This window comes from Treponema sp. B152 (genome assembly GCF_024181665.1).
In the GTDB taxonomy this organism is placed as follows: domain Bacteria; phylum Spirochaetota; class Spirochaetia; order Treponematales; family Treponemataceae; genus Treponema_B; species Treponema_B denticola.
The window spans coordinates 1,556,860-1,577,296 of the sequence record NZ_CP058668.1; the positions used below are offsets into that span (position 1 = coordinate 1,556,860).

A 20,437-nucleotide genomic window follows, 5' to 3' on the forward strand; every position below is an offset into this window, starting at 1 on the left:
ATTATAGAATATATCGGGATAAATCCTGATCCTGTACTATATCTTTTAACCTTTCATCCACATAGGCTACATCTATTTTTACCGTTTCGCCTCCCATTTCGCTTGCATTAAACGAAATATCTTCTAAAAGCATTTCCATAATCGTATGGAGCCTTCTTGCTCCAATATTTTCGTTTTTGCTGTTTACATCTGCAGCCAAAAAACTCATTCTATCAATGGCTTCATCTAAAAATTCTATTTTTACGCCTTCGGTTTCCAAAAGCTCTGCATACTGTTTGGTCAAAGCATTTTTAGGTTCAAGGAGAATGCGTTTAAAATCTTCTGCATGCAAGGCTTCAAGCTCTACCCGCAAGGGGAAGCGTCCTTGAAATTCAGGGATTAAATCGCTCGGCTTTGATACGCTAAAAGCTCCCGCTGCTATAAAAAGAATGTGACGGGTATCTACAACGCCGTATTTAGTGGAAACCTTAGAGCCTTCAACTATGGGAAGAATATCGCGCTGAACACCCTCTCTTGAAACATCAGGTCCGCCTCCTCGATCCGAACGGGAAGCAACCTTATCGATTTCGTCAATAAATATAATTCCCATCTGCTCGACCCTTTGCTTTGCCTCATCAGTTACCTTATCATGATCTACCATTCGGTCAAGCTGTTCGGCCATTATAATTTCGCGGGCTTCTTTTACGCTTACGTTTTTGCGTTTCGATTTTGCTCCGCCCATAAGCATACTGGAAATATTCGACATTGCAGATTCAATATCTTCCATGTTTGAACCGCCTGCAAAAAATTCGAATGTGGGAGTTCCCATGGATGGAGAAATAGTAACCTCAACCATCTTATCTTCAAGTTTATTTTCGCGGAGCATTACGCGGAATTTTTCCCTTGTGCCGCTCATATCGTTTTCATTTTGAGCCTTATGCTCTTCCGCTTGAGCCGTAGAACTCACACTTGGAAGGCTTATCGTTGTTCCGCTAGAGGCTTGAGAAACATCTTGCGGCTGAGCAGAAGTTGCGGCAGTTTTCTTTTTATTTGAACCGGGCAAAAGCAAATCCAATAAAGATTCTTCGGTATTTTTTTCTGCTTGCTCTTTTAGTTTTTCCTGCATTTCGCTTTTAACCATTGTGTAGCCGACAGCCATCAAATCCCTGATCATAGATTCGACATCGCGGCCTACATAACCTACTTCAGTATACTTTGTAGCTTCTACCTTTAAAAAAGGAGCTCCCGACAATTTTGCAAGCCGTCTTGCAATTTCGGTTTTACCTACACCCGTAGGCCCTATCATCAAAATATTTTTAGGAGCTATTTCGTCTCTGATTTCTTCGGGAAGTTTGAGACGGCGCATTCTGTTACGAAGAGCAATAGCAACGGCTCTTTTCGCCTTGTTTTGTCCTATAATGTATTTATCCAGTTCTGCAACCGTTTGTTTAGGCGTCAAATCTTTTAATTCTTCGTTCATTATATTTCCTCCATAACTATCTTTCCGTTTGTGTAAATACATATCTTTCCTGCAATCTGTAAACTCTTTTCCGCAATTTCACGGGCGGAAAGATTTGTGTTTTGCATCAAAGCCAAAGCCGAAGCATAAGCATAATTTCCTCCGGAGCCTATTGCAAGTACATCTTCTTCGGGCTCTATAACATCTCCGTTTCCCGAAATTAAAAGAGTAGTCTTTGAGTCGGCTACAAGTAAGAGGGCCTGTAAGTTTTTGAGCATCTTATCGGTGCGCCAATCTTTTGCAAGCTCTACCGCAGCTCTAGTCAGGTCGCCTGAAAATTCTTTTACCCTGATTTCAAACTTTTCCAAAAGAGTAAAGGCATCGGCCGTTGCTCCGGCAAAGCCCGTTATAATTTTTCCGTCATAAATTTTTCTTACCTTTCGGGCATTTCCCTTCATAACTGTTTCGCCCATGGTTACCTGTCCGTCTCCGGCCATAACAATTTTCCCGTCTTTTCTTACCGCAATCACCGTAGTACTTCTTATTTTTTGACTCATCTAAAACTCCTATTCCGATAAACAGTGAGGCTGAATTTCTGCCGAACTGTTTATCATAACTCCTATTTATGAATGAGGATGAGCAGTCTTATATAAATTTTGAAGCTGCTCAGCCGTAATATGCGTATATCTTTGCGTGGTCGAAACACTTTCGTGTCCAAGCAATTCCTGTACAACCCTTATATCTGCTCCGCGTGTAATTAATGTCGATGCAAAACTATGTCTAAAAGCGTGGGGTGAAAGATGTTTTAATTCGGGAGATAACTGAACATATCTGTTTATTATATACCGAATTCCCCTGCTTGTTAAGGCTTGAGCCTTTTGATTTATAAAAAGAGCATCTCTAATTTTTCCCTTGCCGTCTTTTTGAACTTGGCCTTTAAACTTTTCAACCAAGTTAGCCCTTTCTTTTAAATACTCCCTCAAATATTCTTTTGCAAATTCCGCAAAAAATACCTTTCTTTCTTTTTTGCCTTTTCCGAAAACGATGGCATAAGAAAGCGTTTTATCCAAGTCTTTTATATCGAGCCCAGCTAATTCCGAAACACGGCAACCCGTAGAATAAAGAGAAGCAAATAAGGCAGCATCCCTTGTTTCCCAAAGAATACCGGCATTTGAAGGCAGCTTACAAAACTCTTGTGCCTGTTTAGGAAACATAAACACAGGAAGTTTTTGAGCAAGTTTTAAATTCCTTACAGAAGATATAGGATTTATTTTTGTCAGATTAAACCTTAAAGCATATTTGTAAAAACCTCGTAGCGTGGACATCATTCTGTTAATTGATGCCGGAGCAATTTTTTTATCTGCAAGTTCTGCAATAAAAATCCTGATGTCCGAAGCCTTTAACTCAAAAACATTTAAGTCAAGTTCTTTTAACCACTCTTCAAAAATAATCAAATCATTTTTATAAGAATCTATTGTTGCTTTTGTAAATTGCCTTACTCCCGCACTATAGGTGAGGTAGTTTTCAAATACTTCATTCATTGCTTCTGTCTACCTCCACATCTTCTACACCTTCTACTACACTGTGTAAATAATCGCAATTAGGATTAATACAAGCCTTATAGTTTCCGTTTTTCTTATCATACTTTTCTACCATAAACCAGCCGCATTTGGGACAAGAGGCATTGATAGGTTTAAAGTGTGAAATAAAATCACATTCGGGAAAATGTGTACATCCGTAAAATTCTTTTCCTCTCTTTTTGGATTTACGTGCGATTATATCTCCTCCGCAGCCTTCACGCGGACATTTTGCCAAAGGAATCGATTTTGTATTTTTACATTCAGGGAAAGCACTGCAAGCCAAAAACACTCCGAAGCGGCCAAGTTTTTTTACCATTTTGTTTCCGCATTTTTCGCAGACTATATCCGTAACTTCATCCAACGAACCTTTAATGCTTTCTACATTTTCCAAAGCGGTATCTACTTTTTCTTTAAATGAATCGTAAAAACTTTCCATCAATTTAGGCCATTCTATTTTATTTTCAGCTACTTCGTCCAAGCGGTTTTCCATTCCGGCAGTAAAGTTTACATCTATTATTTCGGAAAAATTTTTGACTAAAAGATTGTTGATAATTCTTCCCAGCTGAGTCGGAACAAGCTGTTTATTAGATCTTGTTACATAATAGCGTTCAAGCAAAACGGAAATAATAGGTGCATAGGTTGAAGGTCTTCCGATTCCTTTTTCTTCAAGCATTTTTACGATACTTGCATCCGTATAACGGGCAGGGCCTTGAGTAAAATGCTGTTCAGGTCTTAAACTTTCAATACTTATTTCATCTCCCACCTTCATAGATGGAAGAGAAGTTCCTTTTTCGTCTTTTGAAATTAATGTTTTTGTAACCGTGTAAAAACCTTTTTCGGTTATCTTTGTAGAAGCTGCACGGAAAACTGCATCCCCTACTTTTATTTCATAACTCGATGTTTTTGTCTTTGCATTTTTCATTTGACTTGAAACGAAACGTTCCCAAATCAAAGAATAAAGTCTTAACTGATCACGGGTTAAGAATTCTTTTAAATAAGAAGGACTATACTCAATGTATGTAGGACGAATCGCCTCGTGTGCATCCTGTGCTTTTTTTCCTGCTGCGTATACATTCGGTCCATCAGGTAATTCTTTAGGATGATTTTCATTAATCCATTTACGGACAGCATCTATTGCCGTATCGGAAATTCTCACAGAATCGGTACGCATATAGGTAATCAAACCGACTCTGGTAGAACCGACAGCAACACCTTCATACAGCTGCTGGGCTACCTGCATTGTCTTTTTCGATGTAAAACCTATTCTGTTTGCCGCAACCTGTTGTAATGTAGAAGTTGTAAACGGAGGGCGAGGCTTTATACTTTTTTCCGTTATCTTGATATCATCTACAAAAGCAGGCAAGGACTTCAACTCTTCGATAATTGCATCAACTTCTTTTTGATTTTTTAATTCAGGCTTATTATCCTTGTATTTTACAAGCTGAGCTTCAAAAGAAGTTTTATTGTATTTAAAATCGCCGTCAAGGGTCCAGTACTCATCAGGAATAAAATTTTCAACTTCTTCTTCCCGTTCACAGATTAAACGCAATGCAACGGATTGAACACGGCCTGCCGACAATCCGTTCTTTACTTTTTGCCAAAGAAGAGGAGATAGGTTATAACCGACCAGTCTATCCAAAACTCTTCTGGATTTTTGAGCATTAACTTTTCCCATATCTATATCCATGGGATTTTTTACGGCTTCTTGAATTGCATTGGGAGTAATTTCGTTAAAAACTATTCTTTTTATCGGAGAAGAACATTCCGGAAGCAAGGCTTCATGTAAATGAAAGGCAATAGCCTCCCCTTCTCTATCATTATCACTTGCAAGAAATACGCCTGAAGATTTTTTTGCTTCCTTTTTTAGTTCTTTTAAAATTTTAGCACGCCCTCTAACCGTTATATATTCGGGAGTAAAATTATGTTCTATATCGATTGCCAATCTGGATTTAGGCAAATCTATCAGATGCCCCATCGAAGCTCTTACGATATAATCGCTTCCTAAATATTTTTCAATCGTCTTAGCCTTTGCAGGTGACTCGACTATAACCAAGCAATGCTGTTTTGTTTTTTTTGCAGTACGTTTAGTTTTTTTTGTTTCATTCATCGTGTTTTCCATAAATCAATACCTCATAATCTATAAATTAGTAAACAGCATATTTTGCTGATTATTTCTTAAATTATTTTCCGTAGGATATTTCCAATCATGTAAAATATCATCTATGGATTTTATCGCAAATGCGCCTTGTTCGTAAAGGGCTTTACCGCCTTCATTTTGTAAAGAATTAAGAAGAAGGCCGCATACATAAACATCTCTGCCCTGCTCCAAGGCAAAATCTGCAGTAATAAGAGCACCCGATTTTTTTGGAGCTTCTACAATTAAAACGGAACGCGAAAGTCCCGAAATAATTCTATTTCTTTCGGGAAAGCGGTAGGACAACGGTTCCGTTCCCGGAGCATATTCACTTAAAATACAACCGCTAGATTCCAAAATATTTGCAGCAAGTTTTTTATTTGAACGGGGATAAATCATTTCAGGCCCGCAGGCCAATACTGCCAAGGTCTTACCTTCTCCTTCAAGACAGCCCTTATGAGAAAAACAATCTATACCGAAAGCCAATCCCGACACAACAGGAATATTTTTTTCGGCGCATTCTTTTCCCAAATTCAAGGCTTGTTCAATACCGTCCCCCGTAGGCCGCCTTGTTCCTACCATTGCAAGCATGGGCTGTTCAGGAGAAGGAAGAAGGCCTCTATAAAAAACGGTAAAGGGATGATCGGGAATCTCCCTAAGCTGCGGAGGAAAATCCGAATCATAAAAATAAAGCATCCTTATGCCGTATGAGCTCATAAGTTTTATACTTGAATCCGTAAGGGATTTCAGTAAATCTTTATCCCATTTTTTGGGCCTTACCTGCCTGCCGATAATTTCCGAAATATCTTTTAGAGAAAGCGACACAAGAGAAGATAAGGAATCAAGCTTTTCCGACAGAACAAGCTTTTCCCTTCCTTTGAGAAAATAGCAATGAGATAATCCTATGTACAAACTTTCTTTTTCGGATATCTTCACTTTCTATCTTCCTCCCGAACTCCTAATCTCCCTAATATTGCTTTCCGCTTTTGCTTTTTTTTCTGCGCTGCTTGAAATTTCGATAATGCGCTCATAAACGGCAATAGCTTTTTCATTTTCACCTGTCATATAATAAGCAGCCCCAAGTAAAAATAAATGATCTATAGGTTTCTTTTCCCATTCGGTAATTTTTTCTAAAATAGGAATTGCTTCGGCAGGACGATTTAATTCGAATATGTACAATACCGATAGAGCATAAACAGCCTTTGCATGTTTAGGATCTATTTCAAGAGCACGCTTATAAGCGGAAACGGCAAGATCAAAATATCTTTTTTTCTCGATGTCGGTTCCGGTCAATTCAAAATCTAAAGAATTTTTTGCCGTTAAACTTGCAGCAAGACCGGCCTGATAAAATAAATTTTGATTCTCCGGATAATACTCCAATGCAGATTGAAAAGCTTTTAATGCTTTTTTATACATTTTTTGATCCATATATCTTGATCCGAGTATTTTATACCAAATACCTATCCTTTCTTCTGCAATCATTATATCGTCAACTCTTTTTTCATATTTTCTTATAGCATCTTTTAATTCGGCCTCCGTATTCGGATTGCTGACACCTTCCTCCAATTCTTGAAGTCTACGAATACTTGTAACCTTATTACAACTTTCCAATATAAAAATCAGTGACAAAATAGCTATTACGGAACAAAATCTTTTTTTCATTTTATACCTCGCTCTAACTTTTTAGTATCAAAAAATTTATTATGATACATTTGTAACGACTTATCCTCGATATGCGTATAAACTTGAGTTGTAGAAATATCGGAATGCCCCAAAAGACATTGAACAGATCTCAAATCCGCTCCTCCGGCAAGTAAATGCGTAGCATAAGAATGTCTTAAAGTATGAACCTTAGTCTCAATACCGGAAAAATTTGAAAGTTCATTTATTCTTTTCCAAATTCCCTTTCTGGTTAAAACAGCTCCTCTGTTATTTAAAAATACGGAACCTGAAATCAAAGTATTTTCAGGATGCTTAGGTTTTAATAGTTCGGTACGGGCTTCAAGTATATATTGCTTAAGCCAATACTTGGCGGCACTGCCGAAAGGAACAATTCTTTCTTTATTGCCCTTTCCCGTAACCTTAATTAAATCTTCATCATAAAAAATATCTTCCATTTTTAAATTAACAATCTCGCTGACTCTAAGACCTGCAGAATAAATAAGCTCAAATAAAGCTCTGTCTCTTATATTATTAGGCGAATCCAAAGGAATTGCAGCAAAAAGGCTGTCTACTTCATCCGGAGATAAAACTCTGGGCAAGGTCTTTTCCCTTTTTGGTCTTTCGATACTCTCACTCGGATTATCTTTTCTAACTCCTTCGATAATTAAAAATCTAAAAAAGGAATTAAGAGCTGCAATATCCTTGGCTATGGTTTTAGCCATAATTCCGGACTCGGATCTATGCAAAATAAAATCAATACAGTCGGCTTCCGTTGCATTTTCAATTAAACTATCGGACATATGCTCTTGAAATAATTGCAAAGTATTAATATAGGTTTGAGCTGTTGCTTTGGAATGAGATTCTGCTGAAATTAAAAATCCGTAAAAAGCCCGAAGCTGTATCTTTGTCAGTTTATTTCCCTCCCTTACCTTAAAACATTTTGATTTCTGTAATATGCAGGAGTTTCCAAATCACTTTCCATAGGCGGAACAATAGAGCTAAAAGAAGGCTTTCTTTCTGCAACATAGATATCTTCATAATGTTTTTCGGAAGATGCCTCACTCCTATTTCTTAATCCAAGCCCGGAAAGGGTAGGAGGCGTTGTTTTATTAACCTTAGTCCACTCTCTTGAGGTCATAAAAGAATCATCTGTAAATACCAAGTTTTCTACATTATCACGAACAGGCTTCCTGTTAGATGCTGCATCATCAATAGGAAACTTATCGTTTGATCTAAAACCTGTTGCGATAAGCGTAACAACAACTTTGTTTTCTACGGAAGGATCGATGGTTGCACCGAAAAAAGTAGCCACATCAGGATCTGCTCCGGCATTAATGATATCCATAATCTCAGAAAGCTCATACATGGTTAGTTTTTCGCTTCCGCAAATATTTACCAAAAGATTTTTAGCACCTTCAACTCTGGCTTCTTCAAGTAAAGGATTGTTAAGCGCATTTGTTGCAGCATCAACGGCCCTATTTTGTCCTTCGCCTATACCTACACCCATATGAGCATTACCCTGCGCTTTCATTACGGCTTTAACATCGGCTAGATCGACATTAATTTCTCCATGTTGGTAAATTAAATCAGATATGCCTTGAACAGCCTGACGCAAAACATCATCAGCCTTTTTAAAAGCTTCCACAACAGGAGTTGAAGGATCTACCATATTCAATAAGTGCTGATTAGGAATAGTAATTACTGTGTCTACGGATTCTCTTAATTTCTTTATTCCTTCTTCTGCAAGGCTCATTCTTTTACGGCCTTCAAATGCAAACGGCTTTGTAACTACGGCAACGGTTAAAATCCCCTGCTCCTTAGCAATTTCGGCAATAATCGGAGCTGAGCCGGTACCTGTGCCCCCGCCCATGCCTGCCGTTATAAAAAGCATGTCTGCATCTTTTATTGCATTTGCAATTATTTCTCGATCTTCGATTGCAGCCTGCTCTCCTATTTCAGGGTCTCCTCCTGAACCCAAGCCCTTGGTAATCTTTGTTCCTATAGGTAATTTTAAAGGAGCATTTGAATGACGTAAAGCCTGTAAATCGGTATTTGCAACTATAAAGTCAACATACCTCATATTGCTGGACATCATCCTGTTTACGGCATTTGAACCGCCTCCTCCGGCGCCTATAACTTTTATTATAGCCGGAGTACCTGCATCGACAACCTCGTTATTTACCTTGTCTTCCATTACTTCATATAACATACCAATAACCCTCCCGTATGCAATTTTAAAATAATTCTTTTATAAAATTTTTTATTTTTGAAACAACAAGCCCCGAATTTTCTTTTCTGGAACTTGAAACCTTACCTATTTTATTTTGATCATCTAATCTATGCAATATTAATCCCAACACCGTAGCGAACTCCGGGCTTCGATATCGCCCTACAACTCCTCCTATAGTTGAAGGAATTCCCAGTCTGGCAGATTGCATACCGAATATTTCATCAGCTAATTCCGTTGTACCGTTTAGCAAGGCGCCGCCTCCGCATATTATAACAGAACCGCCAAGGCGGGAACCTTGCGTAAGGTCATCCACCTTATTTTTTACCATTACAAAAATTTCAGCCATGCGGGCTTGCAATATTTCGCAAATCTCACTTCTATAAATTTCTTCAGGCCCCCTACCTCCAAAAGCCGGAATTAAAACCTGCTCATCTCTTTCAACAAAAGGCATCCAGCAGCATCCGCTTGATATTTTTATTTTTTCCGCCGTATCAAACGGAATACTTTTTACTATTGCAAGATCATTGGTAACCTGTATTCCGCCTACAGGTAATGAGGCCGTAATTACAGGTCCTCCGTTTTGCATAACAACTATATCGGTAGTGCCTGCTCCGATATCTATTAAAATTGAACCAAGCTCTTGTTCATCATTTGTCATAACAGCTCTTACATCCGCCAAACCGTTATGCATTAAGCCGTCTATATTTAAATCGGCTCTTTGGACACAGTTGGGAATATTTTTCATAGAGGTTGCTACACCCGTTATTAAATGAACCTCGGCTTCAAGTCTTGTACCTATCATATTTAGCGGATCTTTGATTCCACGCTGCCTATCTACCGTATAAGACTGAGGTACAACATGAATTATTTCTCTATCTCCTGTAAACTCAACAGCCTGTGCAGAATTAATTACTGCATCTATATCGGAGCGGTCGATTTCCTTATTATTTTTACCCTTGTCTCTTATAGGAAAAACACCCTTAGAGTTGACTCCCTCTATATGAACTCCGCCCAAGCCGACAGTACAATGGGAAATATCTACACCGGACATAACCTCAGCCTCATCAACAGCCTTATTTATACCCTGAACGGTATTCTCAATATTAGTGACAATACCCCGATGTATGCCCGTCGATTCACTCATACCGATACCCGTTATCTGTAAATGCCCTTCGTCATTTTTTTCGGCAACAACAACTCGAATATTTTTACTTCCTATATCCAAACCTACGATTATATCATCACTCATCTTTAGCCTCTCTTTTTATATAAACGGCATTAGCACCACGTAGATCAATTCCAATAATATTTTTTTCTAAATTTATATCCTTAACTACATCCAGAATAAGGATCATATATTGTAAAGATTCTTCCGTCAAAAATTTATTGGTTATAACCGATAATCTGCTCTTTACAGGATAGAGAATCAAATCATAACCTCCATATTTTTTAGGTTGAATTTTTATTTCCGATATTTCATTTAATAAAACGGGATGTTTTTTTTGTAAAATATCCAACTGAACAAAAAGCTGAGAAAGTTTTTCGTTAACCTGCATACCTTCACGAGGACTTTTAAATGTAAGCCCTGTAATAATAGGCAAATTTGATTTAATAATAGGAGAACCTATCCTAAAAACCACGCCATAACCGTCAATTTCCATTGGAACGGTTCTTCCTTCAACTTCGGTAAAAGCCAAAGCAACAGCCTTTCTTTCAACTATTTTAATTGAAACCTTATCGGGAAATTTCTTTTCTACGGTAACGGATGCAATTCCGGGATATGATACAAGTTTTTTAGAAATCTCAGAGGAATCTATAGAAAGCCATTTAGTATTACTTTCGATTCCTGCTAGTTTTTTTACTTCTATCGAACTTAAATCGGAACAACCCGAAATATTTACTGCTGCTATAGAACTATAGGGTAAAATTATTGCATAATAAATAATCTCTCCCAATAAGAGCAAGACAAAACTAATAATAAGAAATCTAACTACTGCCGATTTAAGCTTTGATGATTTATTATCATTAATAACTTTTTCTTTAACATATGCATCATTCAAATATTCATTTTTTTTCCAAGTATACAAAATATCAGCCATCTATTTCTCCTTTTTATTCACATATCCTGATGCATTTAAAATTAGACCGCATAAAGAAAACGTAACTACCAATGATGATCCTCCCGATGAAAAAAAAGGAAGGGGTATTCCTGTGGCCGGAATCATTTTTGAAACAACAGCACAATTTACCAGTGACTGAGATAGTATACAACTTACAGCCCCAAAAGCTACATAAGCACCGAATCTGCTCCTACAACCAAAAGCTATCCTATAGCCGAAAAATGCAAAAAAGGCAAGTAATGCAATATAAAACACAACACCTATAAATCCCATTTCCTCAGCCCATACAACAAATATAAAATCGGAATATATTTCAGGTACACTTGCTATTTTACGCAGACCATTTCCTAATCCTTGCCCCCAAACTCCACCGCTTGTCAATGCATTAAGAGCAGCCTGTATTTGAAAACCTGAATCTAAAGGACTCCTTGAAGGATCCAAAAAAGATAGAACTCTTTCCATTCTATATTCTTTTGTTATAATCATCAAAATAAAGATTGGTGCAAAACTTACAAATCCTTTAATAAACCATAATATCGGAACACCTGCTATAAAGAACATCAAACCGGCTATAAAAAAGATAAACATCGAAGAAGAAAAGTCATTTTCCAAATATACCAAAAAAGCAAACAAAGATATTATAACAAAAGGCGTAATAATCGAAACTAAAGGCTGATCATAATTACCGTTTTTCTTGTCGAAAAAATTAGCTAAAAATAAAATTAAAGAAAGCTTTAAAAGCTCCGAAGGCTGAAACATAAAACCTGCAATATTTATCCATCGGGAAGCACCGTTTCTTTCTTCTCCGATTCCGGGAATAAACGGAAGCAGGCAAAAAATAAAAGTTGCAAGCATAATAAAAGGCAGCATTTTTCTTATTGTAGAAAAATCTACAAAGAGAAAAAACGTCATTGCAATGATACCTGCAATAAAATGCTTTATTTGCTTACCGACAAAATAAAGATGATTGTCAAAAAAACGTTGAGCATAATGAATAGAACCCGAATACAAGGTCGCAAAGCCGACACCGAAAAGGAGAAGAACCGACATTGCAAAAACAAAGTCATACTTTTCAGAGTGAATATTTTTCTTTGCAATAATATGTTTCACCATTTAAATCTCCCCTTCTTTTAAAACGGATTCCAGTCTTTCAAGTTCCATTGATCTTGAACCTTTTAATAAAACAAAATCATCTTTAGACAAATTTTCTTTAAGCTGTTCTTTTAATGCATCGAATTGATTTGTTTTAAACTTATATATTTTTTTTGAAGAAGAAACGTTCAAACCTTCAAAAGCGGAACAAATATCATCTCCAAAAAAGTATAAATTATCGGCATTTGATTTTAATGCATCTTCAATTATTTTTTTATGTTCATATTCGGATTCAGACCCTAGCTCAAGCATAGATGCCAAAACATAATGTTTTGCACATTCGGTATTTATAGAATCGCAAAACTCTATTGCACTTTTCATCGAGTCGGGATTTGCATTATAGCAATCCAAAAAATAGGTTACAAAGCCGTGCAAGACCTGCGATCTACCAAACAGAGGCCGCACGGCTTCTAAACCAGATTTAATTTCCTTAGCCGAAAAACCTTTTTTTTCCGCCAAGGCTATACATAAAAGAGCATTTTTTACATTATACACTCCGGGTAATGGGAATAAAATTTCTTCTCCTTTATAAAAAATTTTAGAACCTAATACACCGGCATCTTCAACCTTTTGTACCAATGAAGAATCATTATCCGATACGGTAAAAACCGAACCATGAGGAATATCTTTTAAGAAATCCGTAAATTCACATTCAGGAATAAAGCCTAAAGAATCATCATCAAAAAATGAAAAAATTTCTTTTTTTTCCTCAGCAATTGCCTGCTTTGTGCCGAGAATACCGATATGGGCAGTTCCTATGTTTGTAATTATAGCGGCGTTTGGTAAAAGAACGCTTGCTATTTCGGCTATTTCCCCCTTACGGTTCATGCCAAGCTCAAATATTCCGGCTTCATGTTCGGGCCGTACTTCAAAAACGGAAAGAGGTAAGCCTGTTTCGGAATTTAAATTACCCTTTGTCGATACGGTATTATATTTTTTAGAATATATCGAAGTCAAAATTTCTTTTGTAGTTGTTTTACCGCTCGATCCCGTAATACCTATCTTATAAAGATTGGGGAACTTTGATAAATAATATCTTGCAGCATCCTGCAAAGCTTTTAAATTATTTTTTACGGCAACGCATGAAGCATCATAGTTTTTACACAATGACAACAATGCAGTTTCATTTTCGTCAAGATAATCAAAGTCAACAACAAAAAAATTAGCTCCATTCTTTAAAGCAGACTCTATATAAATATGCCCGTCTTGATTTTCACCTCGTAAAGGAATAAAAAGAGAATTATTTTTTACATTACGGCTGTCTATTACTACAGAAGAAAAAGCTTTAGAGGAATTCGATTCATAAACAAGCCATGCACCGGTACTTGTAAGCAATTCATCAAGAGTCATAAGAGAATAGTCTAAATTCTTGCTTAAGTTTTCTCTAACCATCCTTATTCTCCTTTGAAATTGAAACCCTCAAAATCTCGGCCGACAAAGCTTTTCTCATTTTTAATTCTTCAACGGCAATTCTTTCAATACGCTCAGGCTTCGATAAAATAGAAATACCGGAAATTTTCTTTTTATTTTCATCAATAATCTTAGACTGTTCCTTATTATAATCAGCCAAATCCCTTTCAACACTTGTATAACGCGAAGACTGCAAAACCACCGCAAATAAAAAAAGAGGAATAAACAATGTGAAAAGCACAGCAAGTATTTTTTTCATTTTAACTCTCCCGATAATCAATTTTACGCACAACCCTAAGGCGTGCACTCCTCGACGGAGGATTAAGCCTTATTTCCTCATCAGAAGCCTTAACGGCTTTTTTTGTTAAAACCTCAGCTCTAGGCCTGCCCCCGCACTTACATATCGGCATATTTTCGGGACAGGTACAGCTTTTCCCTAATTCTTTAAAATAGAACTTTACAATTCTATCCTCAAGAGAATGAAAAGTAATAACTCCAAGCCGTCCGTTAGGAGCCAAAACCGAAAAAGAAGCCTCCAAAAGACGGGGCAGCCTATCAAGCTCTCCGTTCACGGCAATTCTAAGAGCTTGAAACGTTTTTGTTGCAGGATGAATTTTTCCATGCCTGTAATTTTGAGGAACAGCCTTGTAAATACAATCAGCCAATTCTTTTGCATTACTAAAAGCGGCCGCAGCCCTTTGCTCAACTATACGGGAAGCTATCTTTCTTGAGTAACGCTCCTCGCCGTAATTAAAAATCAAATCCGCCAAATCTTTTTCGTTATAAGAATTGACAATATCGGCGGCACTTAGCCTAAGCTCAGGATTAAGCCTCATATCCAATGGTTCGTCAGAAGAAAAAGAAAACCCCCTCCCCGATTTTACATAATGAAACATGGATATTCCCAAATCCAAAAGAATTAAATTTGGAGGAGCAGAGTCTTTCGGGTAATTTTTAAAAAACTCATCGGACCAGCCTAAGTGAAACCGGATGCGTTCACCGAAGGGTTTTAACCTTTCTTTTGCCCGTTCTTGAATAGAAACATCGGCATCAACGCCTATTGCATTCAGTTGAGGATATCTTTTTAAAAAAGCTTCAGTATGTCCGCCTTCTCCCAATGTTCCGTCTACAAAAAGATTATCGGAAGCATCGGGTTTTAAGAATTCGAGACATTCCTCAAGCAAGACCGATGTATGGACTGGCTGCATAAGACCTAAAAACCTATTTCACCCAAAGCTTCGGCAGCTTCAGAAAAATCCGGCTCACTCTCCTTTAAATATTTTTCATATTGCTTTAGGTCCCACAATTCAAAGCATTTACCGAGACCTAAAATAATGCAGTCTTTTTCGAGCCCTGCACACTCGCGGAGGCTCTGGGGAATAGATATACGGCCGTTTTTATCAACTTCAACTTCTTGTGCCGGAGCAATTAAGCGCCTCATAACCAACAAGGATTGAGCTTTAAATAGGGAAGTTTTCTTCATAATCTCATCCGAAAACTTTTTCCATTTATCCGCAGTAAAAATCCAAAGACAGTTACCTACACCTCTTGTAATAACCAAATTTGAATCGGGTAATTCTGCACGAATTTTAGCCGGAAACATAATTCTTCCTTTTTCGTCAAGAGTATTCTTATATTCTCCGGTCATTGCAAAATTACCCACTTTTTACTACTTTCTCCCACTTAACCCCATTTTATCATAAAAAATTAGAATGTCAAGCGGTTTATATCGGAAAAGTGTATTTTTTTTGTTTTTTTTAGTATTTTTTTTAAACTACTTGAAAAAAAACGTACTTTCTTCTATTATTTATCAAGATTTTAACGTTTTTATAGGAGAAGATTATGCAATATAAAAAATCGGATGTTTCCGACAATTATTTTGGAACCATCGTTCCTGATCCGTACCGATGGCTTGAAGACGATAATGCACCCGAAGTCATAGCTTGGGTTAAAGAAGAAAATAAAAAAACCGAAGATTTTTTATCCAAAATCTCTTTCAGAGGAGAGCTAAAAAAACGGCTCGAAGAAATTTGGGATTATGAAAAACGTTCAGGCCTTTTTAAGGCAGGAAATTTCTATTATTTTTTTAGAACGGAAGGTTTACAAAATCAAAGCATTATGTGCCGCCAAAGCGGAAACACAAAGGCGGAAAGCTCTCCTGAAGTCTTTTTTGATCCGAATAAGCTAAGCTCGGACGGAACTACGGCCTTAAAAAATCTTGCCTTTTCCAAGGATGGAAAATACATGGCCTACTCCGTATCGGGAAGCGGCTCCGACTGGGAAGAAATCTTTGTCTTTGATGCCGAAAAAAAAGCCGATACGGGAGAACACATCCACTGGGTAAAATTTTCCAATATTGCATGGTATAAGGACGGTTTTTTTTACAGCTCATACGATGCTCCCGATAAAGGAAAATCTTTAACCGAAAAAAATGAATTCCAAAAGCTCAAGTATCATAAACTTGGAACAAAAGAAAGCGATGACCTTCTTATTTTTGAGGACAAGGAGCATCCCCTGCGCTCTTTTTCCGCAAGCACAACTGAAGACGAGAAAACCCTCCTTCTTACTGCTTTTGAAGTCGGAAGTGAGGGCAATATGCTCTTTGTTGCGGATCTAAGCGAAGGCCTTCCTAAATGTTCACACTGCTTTAAACAATACAACACTCATTTTAATGACAGTGTCTGGCCCCTTGAAACCGAAAACGGCTTTTTATATTTATTAACCAATAAACAAGCTCCATTTTACCGAGTTGTAAAGACATCTTTAAACAATATAAGTGAAAAGTCCATAGATGAAGTAATCCCTCAAAAAGACTGCCTTTTATCAAGCGCGGCCCTTTGCGGAGGAAAACTTCTTACGGTTTACTTGAGGGATGTTCAGGATGAGGCCTTTATCTGCGGCCTTGACGGAAAAAATAGCACAAAAATAAATCTGCCTGCAAATGGAAGTATTTCTTTTTCAGGAACACGAAAAAATGAAGACTCTTTATTTTTCAATTTTACCTCTTATACAACTCCCAACAAAATCATACGCTATGATATAAAAACAAACAGTTTAACCGACTTTTTTGTTCCTGCCATTCCAATCAACACAGGAGATTTTAAATGCGAACAGGTCTTTTTTAAGAGCAAGGACGGAACAAAAATTCCTATGCACATTGTTTCAAAAAAAGATATTAAACTCGATGGAAGTAACCCTACGATTATGTATGGGTACGGAGGCTTTGCTATTTCTCTTCCGCCCGCCTTTTCTGCAGCCAGAATGGCCTTTTTGGAAAAAGGCGGCATCTTTGTCTGCGTAAATTTACGCGGCGGCCTTGAATACGGAGAAGCATGGCACTCAGCCGGAAAAAAGATGAAAAAACAAAACGTCTTCGACGATTTTATTGCAGCAGGAGAATATTTGATAGAACACAAATATACTTCAAGCAAAAAACTTGCAATTCAAGGAGGCTCAAACGGAGGCCTTTTAATAGGAGCCGTAACAAACCAACGCCCCGATCTTTTTGCCGTTGCAATCCCTCAGGTTGGAGTCTTGGACATGCTCCGCTACCAGCATTTTACCATAGGCTGGGCTTGGGTCGATGAATACGGAAGCAGCGAGGACAGTAAGGAGATGTTTGAATATCTTTATGCTTACTCTCCCCTCCATAACGTAAAAAAAGGCATCAATTATCCTTCCATTATGGTATGTACGGGAGACCATGACGACAGGGTTGTTCCTGCACACTCCTTTAAGTATGCCCAAGCTCTGCATGACACTTACAAGGGAGAAAACCCTATCCTCATCCGTATAACCGAAAAAGCGGGCCACGGAGCCGGCAAACCCACTGCAAAGATAATAGAAGAAACGGCGGATATCTACGCCTTTATCTTTAAGCAAACCGGTCATATAATCTAAACCGATCAAGAGAGCCTTTAATTTTTTTTAGGGCTCTCTAACTTTCTTCAGTTTTTTCAATTTCAGTTTTCCCGAACTTTTTTAACATAGGCTGAATTGCATAACTCAGCAAAAGAAGGGCGACGCCAAAAACCAAGGATGTAATAACCTTCGATAAAATATTCAAAGTATTTAAGTCAATAATAATCAGCTTTGCCGCAACAAAGATTATCAGCCCAAGCGAAATATAAACCATCTTAGCCCTTCCCTTCCGCAAATAATAAACAAAGGAAGCTATAGAATAAAAAGCCCAAAGAAGGGTTAAAATGCCTCCGTTTTTTACGGGGAGATAAATATCCACAAAGCTCAAAAAAACAAAGATAAGACTGATAACTGCAAAGTAAAGAATTTGAGGCAGTTTTAGTATCTTAAAAAAAGCAATCAATATAAGGGCATTTAAAATATTTATTACAACCGAAAGAACATCTATATTCCAAATTTTAATGAGGATTGCATCCTGATACGGCATATGGCTGTAAACAAATATGTAATAAAGAAATGCAACGGTAATCAAAAATATCCGGCCGACATTTAAACTTACCTTATCTTTATTAAGCTTATTTTTATAAAATTTATCCAAGGCTAAAATAAAAAGACCCGAAAGTAAAATTCCGTATCTAAACTGCTCTGCTGCAATAGAAAAATCGAAGAGTAGAATTTTCAACATTAAAATAAAAAAGCAAAGTCTGTAAAAAAATCGGGCATTTTCAGTTTTTTCTTTTATTAGAGAAAGACCGTAAACGGCAAAACTTAAAACTGCTTCAATTCCAAGAAAAAGATATACATAAGAGCGGTTCCATTTAAAAAAACAATTTAAAGTGTCTGCAAACGAAAATAAAAATAAAATAAAAATTCCTGCATCTACCGCCCGCTCATAGAACCATCCTTTTTTAAGTTTATGATGCATAAGGTTATAAACAACTATGAGGATAAGCGTAAGGCCTTGAGCAAAAATTTCCGTCCTCTTTATATCAAGTTTATACAAACTGAAGATCAAAAATATAAAAATATAGGCTTGAAAAACAAATCCTTGATAAGCCTTTTTAAATTTTTCTTTTTGTACAAAAACCGATAAGCCCATCGGAACAAGATAAAAAGCTCCTTGAAGGAAAAAGAAGAGCGGCGTAAGATTGTCAAAATCCCGTCCAAGTGAAATTATCGCCATTATATAAGCTGCAGCAAAAAGAATGTGAAGCAAAATAAAAACTTTTAATTCTTCTTTTTTGCGGAAAAGCCAAAATCCTAAAAAGGCCATACTTAATATAAGGACGGGCTGAATATCGTATGTAAACCTGTCCACTACAGTTACATAAAGCGAAACCAATGTCCCTGCAAGGTAGATAAGCCCCAAATTATCCATTCTTTTTTTCCGGAAAGCAAGATAGGCTAAAACTATGTAAAAAAATGAAAAAATAAGATAGGTACTGCTTTGAGGTGCAAATTTATAAACCGAAAGTTTATATGTTAAAAATAAGGAAAAGCCTAAATTTAAAACGGCAAAAGCAGGAGACAGAATTTTATCTCTTTTCTTTTCATCATCTTTTAAATAAAAATAAAGATCCGGAATGGTATGAACGGTCATCAATAAAAGAACAAGGCCGAAAAACAGAACCGCATCATCGACATTCAAAGCCGTGGTAAGTAAAAGACGGGTTAAAATTCCTAAAAATGAAATCAGCGAGATAAACTGCAAAAGCCTCCATCGCTTAAAAAAATAAACCGCCGATGAAAGGGTTGAAACGGCGAATACATAGAGCCCAAAGCCAGTCAAACCTAAAAAACCTAGATCCACGGCAAAGGGTATTATAAGGGAACCAAGCAAGCCGATTATGGATATTGATGAAGATGTGGTCATAATTGAAAGGGTGTAAGAAAAAGCCGTAATCAAGCTTAAAAATATAAAGGCGGAAAAATCCCCTAAAATACCGTACCTTAAATAGGCTGCGTAGGCAGTAATATAAAAGACGGCTATACCTCCCCCAAATAGAACCTGACTTAACACAAGCCGCGATTTCGCCGAGGTCCTAAAGCCGAAAAAGCAAAGAGCAGCACCAATCAAACCGCCTATAATCAAGGCGACCTCTTGCGTTATATATCCCTTGTCATAGCTTAATTTAAAGATAAAGCCCACCCCTATCAAAAGAAGGATAATCCCCAGCTTGCTTATAATAGATTCTATTGAAAATAATTTCTTAAAATACGGAGAAAAAGCCGCATGTTTTTCTTTAATTCCTTCTTGCTTTAAATCTTCTTTTGCCGCATCATTAACAGATTCCTTAACAAACGAATTATTTGTATTATCTTCATTTTTAGAACCTTCTCCGGCCTTAATCCATACTTGAGCCTCAGGCTCTGCATTTACAGCTTCCGCCTTTTCATTGACGGGGATAGAAGCCTCAGTTTCAGGAGAAACATTAGAATATACTTGAAATTTAAATTCCAAATCCGAAAGTTTACTTTTTAAATGAATAATTTCTTCTTCTTGCTTTTTTATTTTAAAAGCATTTTTGATAGGAAATATAAGAATATATAATATAAGAGCAATTACAATTACAAGAACTAATACCATAACCTAACTCCAGTCTTAAAGACATAAGAGTTAGATAATATCATTTTTTAAAAAATAAAGCAAGGAATCAACAACCCCGACACGAAGCATCGGGGTACAGTGCTCAATGTTTCGCACTGTATGTTCTCATAAGGTGGTTACAGTCGGCTTTAATACCCTTTGTTACGACGCAGAGCATCGGGGTATTAAAGCCTCCGCACGAA

At 37.2% G+C, this 20,437-nt stretch carries 17 protein-coding genes; 1 reads left to right on the forward strand and 16 read right to left on the reverse strand.

Annotated features, from left to right (window positions below):
• Position 1: 1 nt before the first annotated feature.
• From hslU to mraZ, 15 genes are all read right to left on the reverse strand, one after another.
• Positions 2 to 1,459 carry an ATP-dependent protease ATPase subunit HslU gene (gene hslU / locus HYB91_RS07240; protein ID WP_002677705.1) on the reverse strand — a complete coding sequence of 486 codons (1,458 nt, stop codon included), beginning with the start codon at positions 1,457 to 1,459 and terminating at the stop codon, positions 2 to 4.
• Entirely contained in the window at positions 1,459 to 1,995 is a 537-nt protein-coding gene (hslV, locus tag HYB91_RS07245) for an ATP-dependent protease subunit HslV (RefSeq protein WP_002671668.1), read from the reverse strand. The genes hslU and hslV overlap by 1 nt, the downstream gene beginning before the upstream one ends.
• 66 nt (positions 1,996 to 2,061) lie before the next feature.
• A complete protein-coding gene (gene xerC / locus HYB91_RS07250; protein WP_002677703.1) occupies positions 2,062 to 2,979 on the reverse strand; it encodes a tyrosine recombinase XerC in 918 nt (305 codons plus the stop codon).
• Positions 2,972 to 5,137 carry a type I DNA topoisomerase gene (gene topA, locus HYB91_RS07255; RefSeq protein WP_002677701.1) on the reverse strand — a complete coding sequence of 722 codons (2,166 nt, stop codon included), beginning with the start codon at positions 5,135 to 5,137 and terminating at the stop codon, positions 2,972 to 2,974. The genes xerC and topA overlap by 8 nt, the downstream gene beginning before the upstream one ends.
• Before the next feature lie 18 nt (positions 5,138 to 5,155).
• Positions 5,156 to 6,088 (reverse strand): DNA-processing protein DprA, encoded by a 933-nt coding sequence (dprA, locus tag HYB91_RS07260; protein WP_002677699.1) that lies wholly within the window; start codon positions 6,086 to 6,088, stop codon positions 5,156 to 5,158.
• Between the two features lie 3 nt (positions 6,089 to 6,091).
• Entirely contained in the window at positions 6,092 to 6,814 is a 723-nt protein-coding gene (locus HYB91_RS07265) for a tetratricopeptide repeat protein (protein WP_002677690.1), read from the reverse strand.
• Positions 6,811 to 7,725: a site-specific tyrosine recombinase gene (locus HYB91_RS07270; RefSeq protein ID WP_044909847.1), complete on the reverse strand. Its 915-nt coding sequence runs from the start codon at positions 7,723 to 7,725 to the stop codon at positions 6,811 to 6,813. Before HYB91_RS07270 ends, HYB91_RS07265 begins: the two co-directional genes overlap by 4 nt.
• A 14-nt stretch (positions 7,726 to 7,739) precedes the next feature.
• Positions 7,740 to 9,023 (reverse strand): cell division protein FtsZ, encoded by a 1,284-nt coding sequence (gene ftsZ / locus HYB91_RS07275; protein ID WP_002677689.1) that lies wholly within the window; start codon positions 9,021 to 9,023, stop codon positions 7,740 to 7,742.
• Between the two features lie 25 nt (positions 9,024 to 9,048).
• Positions 9,049 to 10,293, reverse strand: a complete 1,245-nt coding sequence (gene ftsA, locus HYB91_RS07280) for a cell division protein FtsA (RefSeq protein ID WP_002677687.1) — start codon at positions 10,291 to 10,293, stop codon at positions 9,049 to 9,051.
• Positions 10,286 to 11,143 carry a cell division protein FtsQ/DivIB gene (locus HYB91_RS07285; RefSeq protein WP_002668441.1) on the reverse strand — a complete coding sequence of 286 codons (858 nt, stop codon included), beginning with the start codon at positions 11,141 to 11,143 and terminating at the stop codon, positions 10,286 to 10,288. Before HYB91_RS07285 ends, ftsA begins: the two co-directional genes overlap by 8 nt.
• Positions 11,144 to 12,277 (reverse strand): putative lipid II flippase FtsW, encoded by a 1,134-nt coding sequence (gene ftsW / locus HYB91_RS07290; RefSeq protein ID WP_002677685.1) that lies wholly within the window; start codon positions 12,275 to 12,277, stop codon positions 11,144 to 11,146.
• A complete protein-coding gene (gene murF, locus HYB91_RS07295) occupies positions 12,278 to 13,708 on the reverse strand; it encodes a UDP-N-acetylmuramoyl-tripeptide--D-alanyl-D-alanine ligase (protein WP_002677683.1) in 1,431 nt (476 codons plus the stop codon).
• Complete coding sequence (locus tag HYB91_RS07300) at positions 13,701 to 13,985, reverse strand: FtsB/FtsL family cell division protein (RefSeq protein WP_002668438.1); 285 nt, start codon at positions 13,983 to 13,985, stop codon at positions 13,701 to 13,703. The genes murF and HYB91_RS07300 overlap by 8 nt, the downstream gene beginning before the upstream one ends.
• A gap of 1 nt (position 13,986) precedes the next feature.
• Positions 13,987 to 14,934 (reverse strand): 16S rRNA (cytosine(1402)-N(4))-methyltransferase RsmH, encoded by a 948-nt coding sequence (gene rsmH / locus HYB91_RS07305; protein ID WP_002677682.1) that lies wholly within the window; start codon positions 14,932 to 14,934, stop codon positions 13,987 to 13,989.
• A gap of 5 nt (positions 14,935 to 14,939) precedes the next feature.
• Entirely contained in the window at positions 14,940 to 15,374 is a 435-nt protein-coding gene (gene mraZ, locus HYB91_RS07310; protein ID WP_002671688.1) for a division/cell wall cluster transcriptional repressor MraZ, read from the reverse strand.
• A gap of 194 nt (positions 15,375 to 15,568) precedes the next feature.
• Here mraZ and HYB91_RS07315 point away from each other — a divergent pair, with 194 nt between their 5' ends.
• Positions 15,569 to 17,626 (forward strand): prolyl oligopeptidase family serine peptidase, encoded by a 2,058-nt coding sequence (locus HYB91_RS07315; RefSeq protein WP_002677680.1) that lies wholly within the window; start codon positions 15,569 to 15,571, stop codon positions 17,624 to 17,626.
• A 37-nt stretch (positions 17,627 to 17,663) separates the two neighbouring features.
• Here HYB91_RS07315 and HYB91_RS07320 read toward each other — a convergent pair whose 3' ends face one another.
• Positions 17,664 to 20,234, reverse strand: a complete 2,571-nt coding sequence (locus HYB91_RS07320; RefSeq protein ID WP_002677678.1) for a DUF2339 domain-containing protein — start codon at positions 20,232 to 20,234, stop codon at positions 17,664 to 17,666.
• Positions 20,235 to 20,437 lie beyond the last annotated feature (203 nt).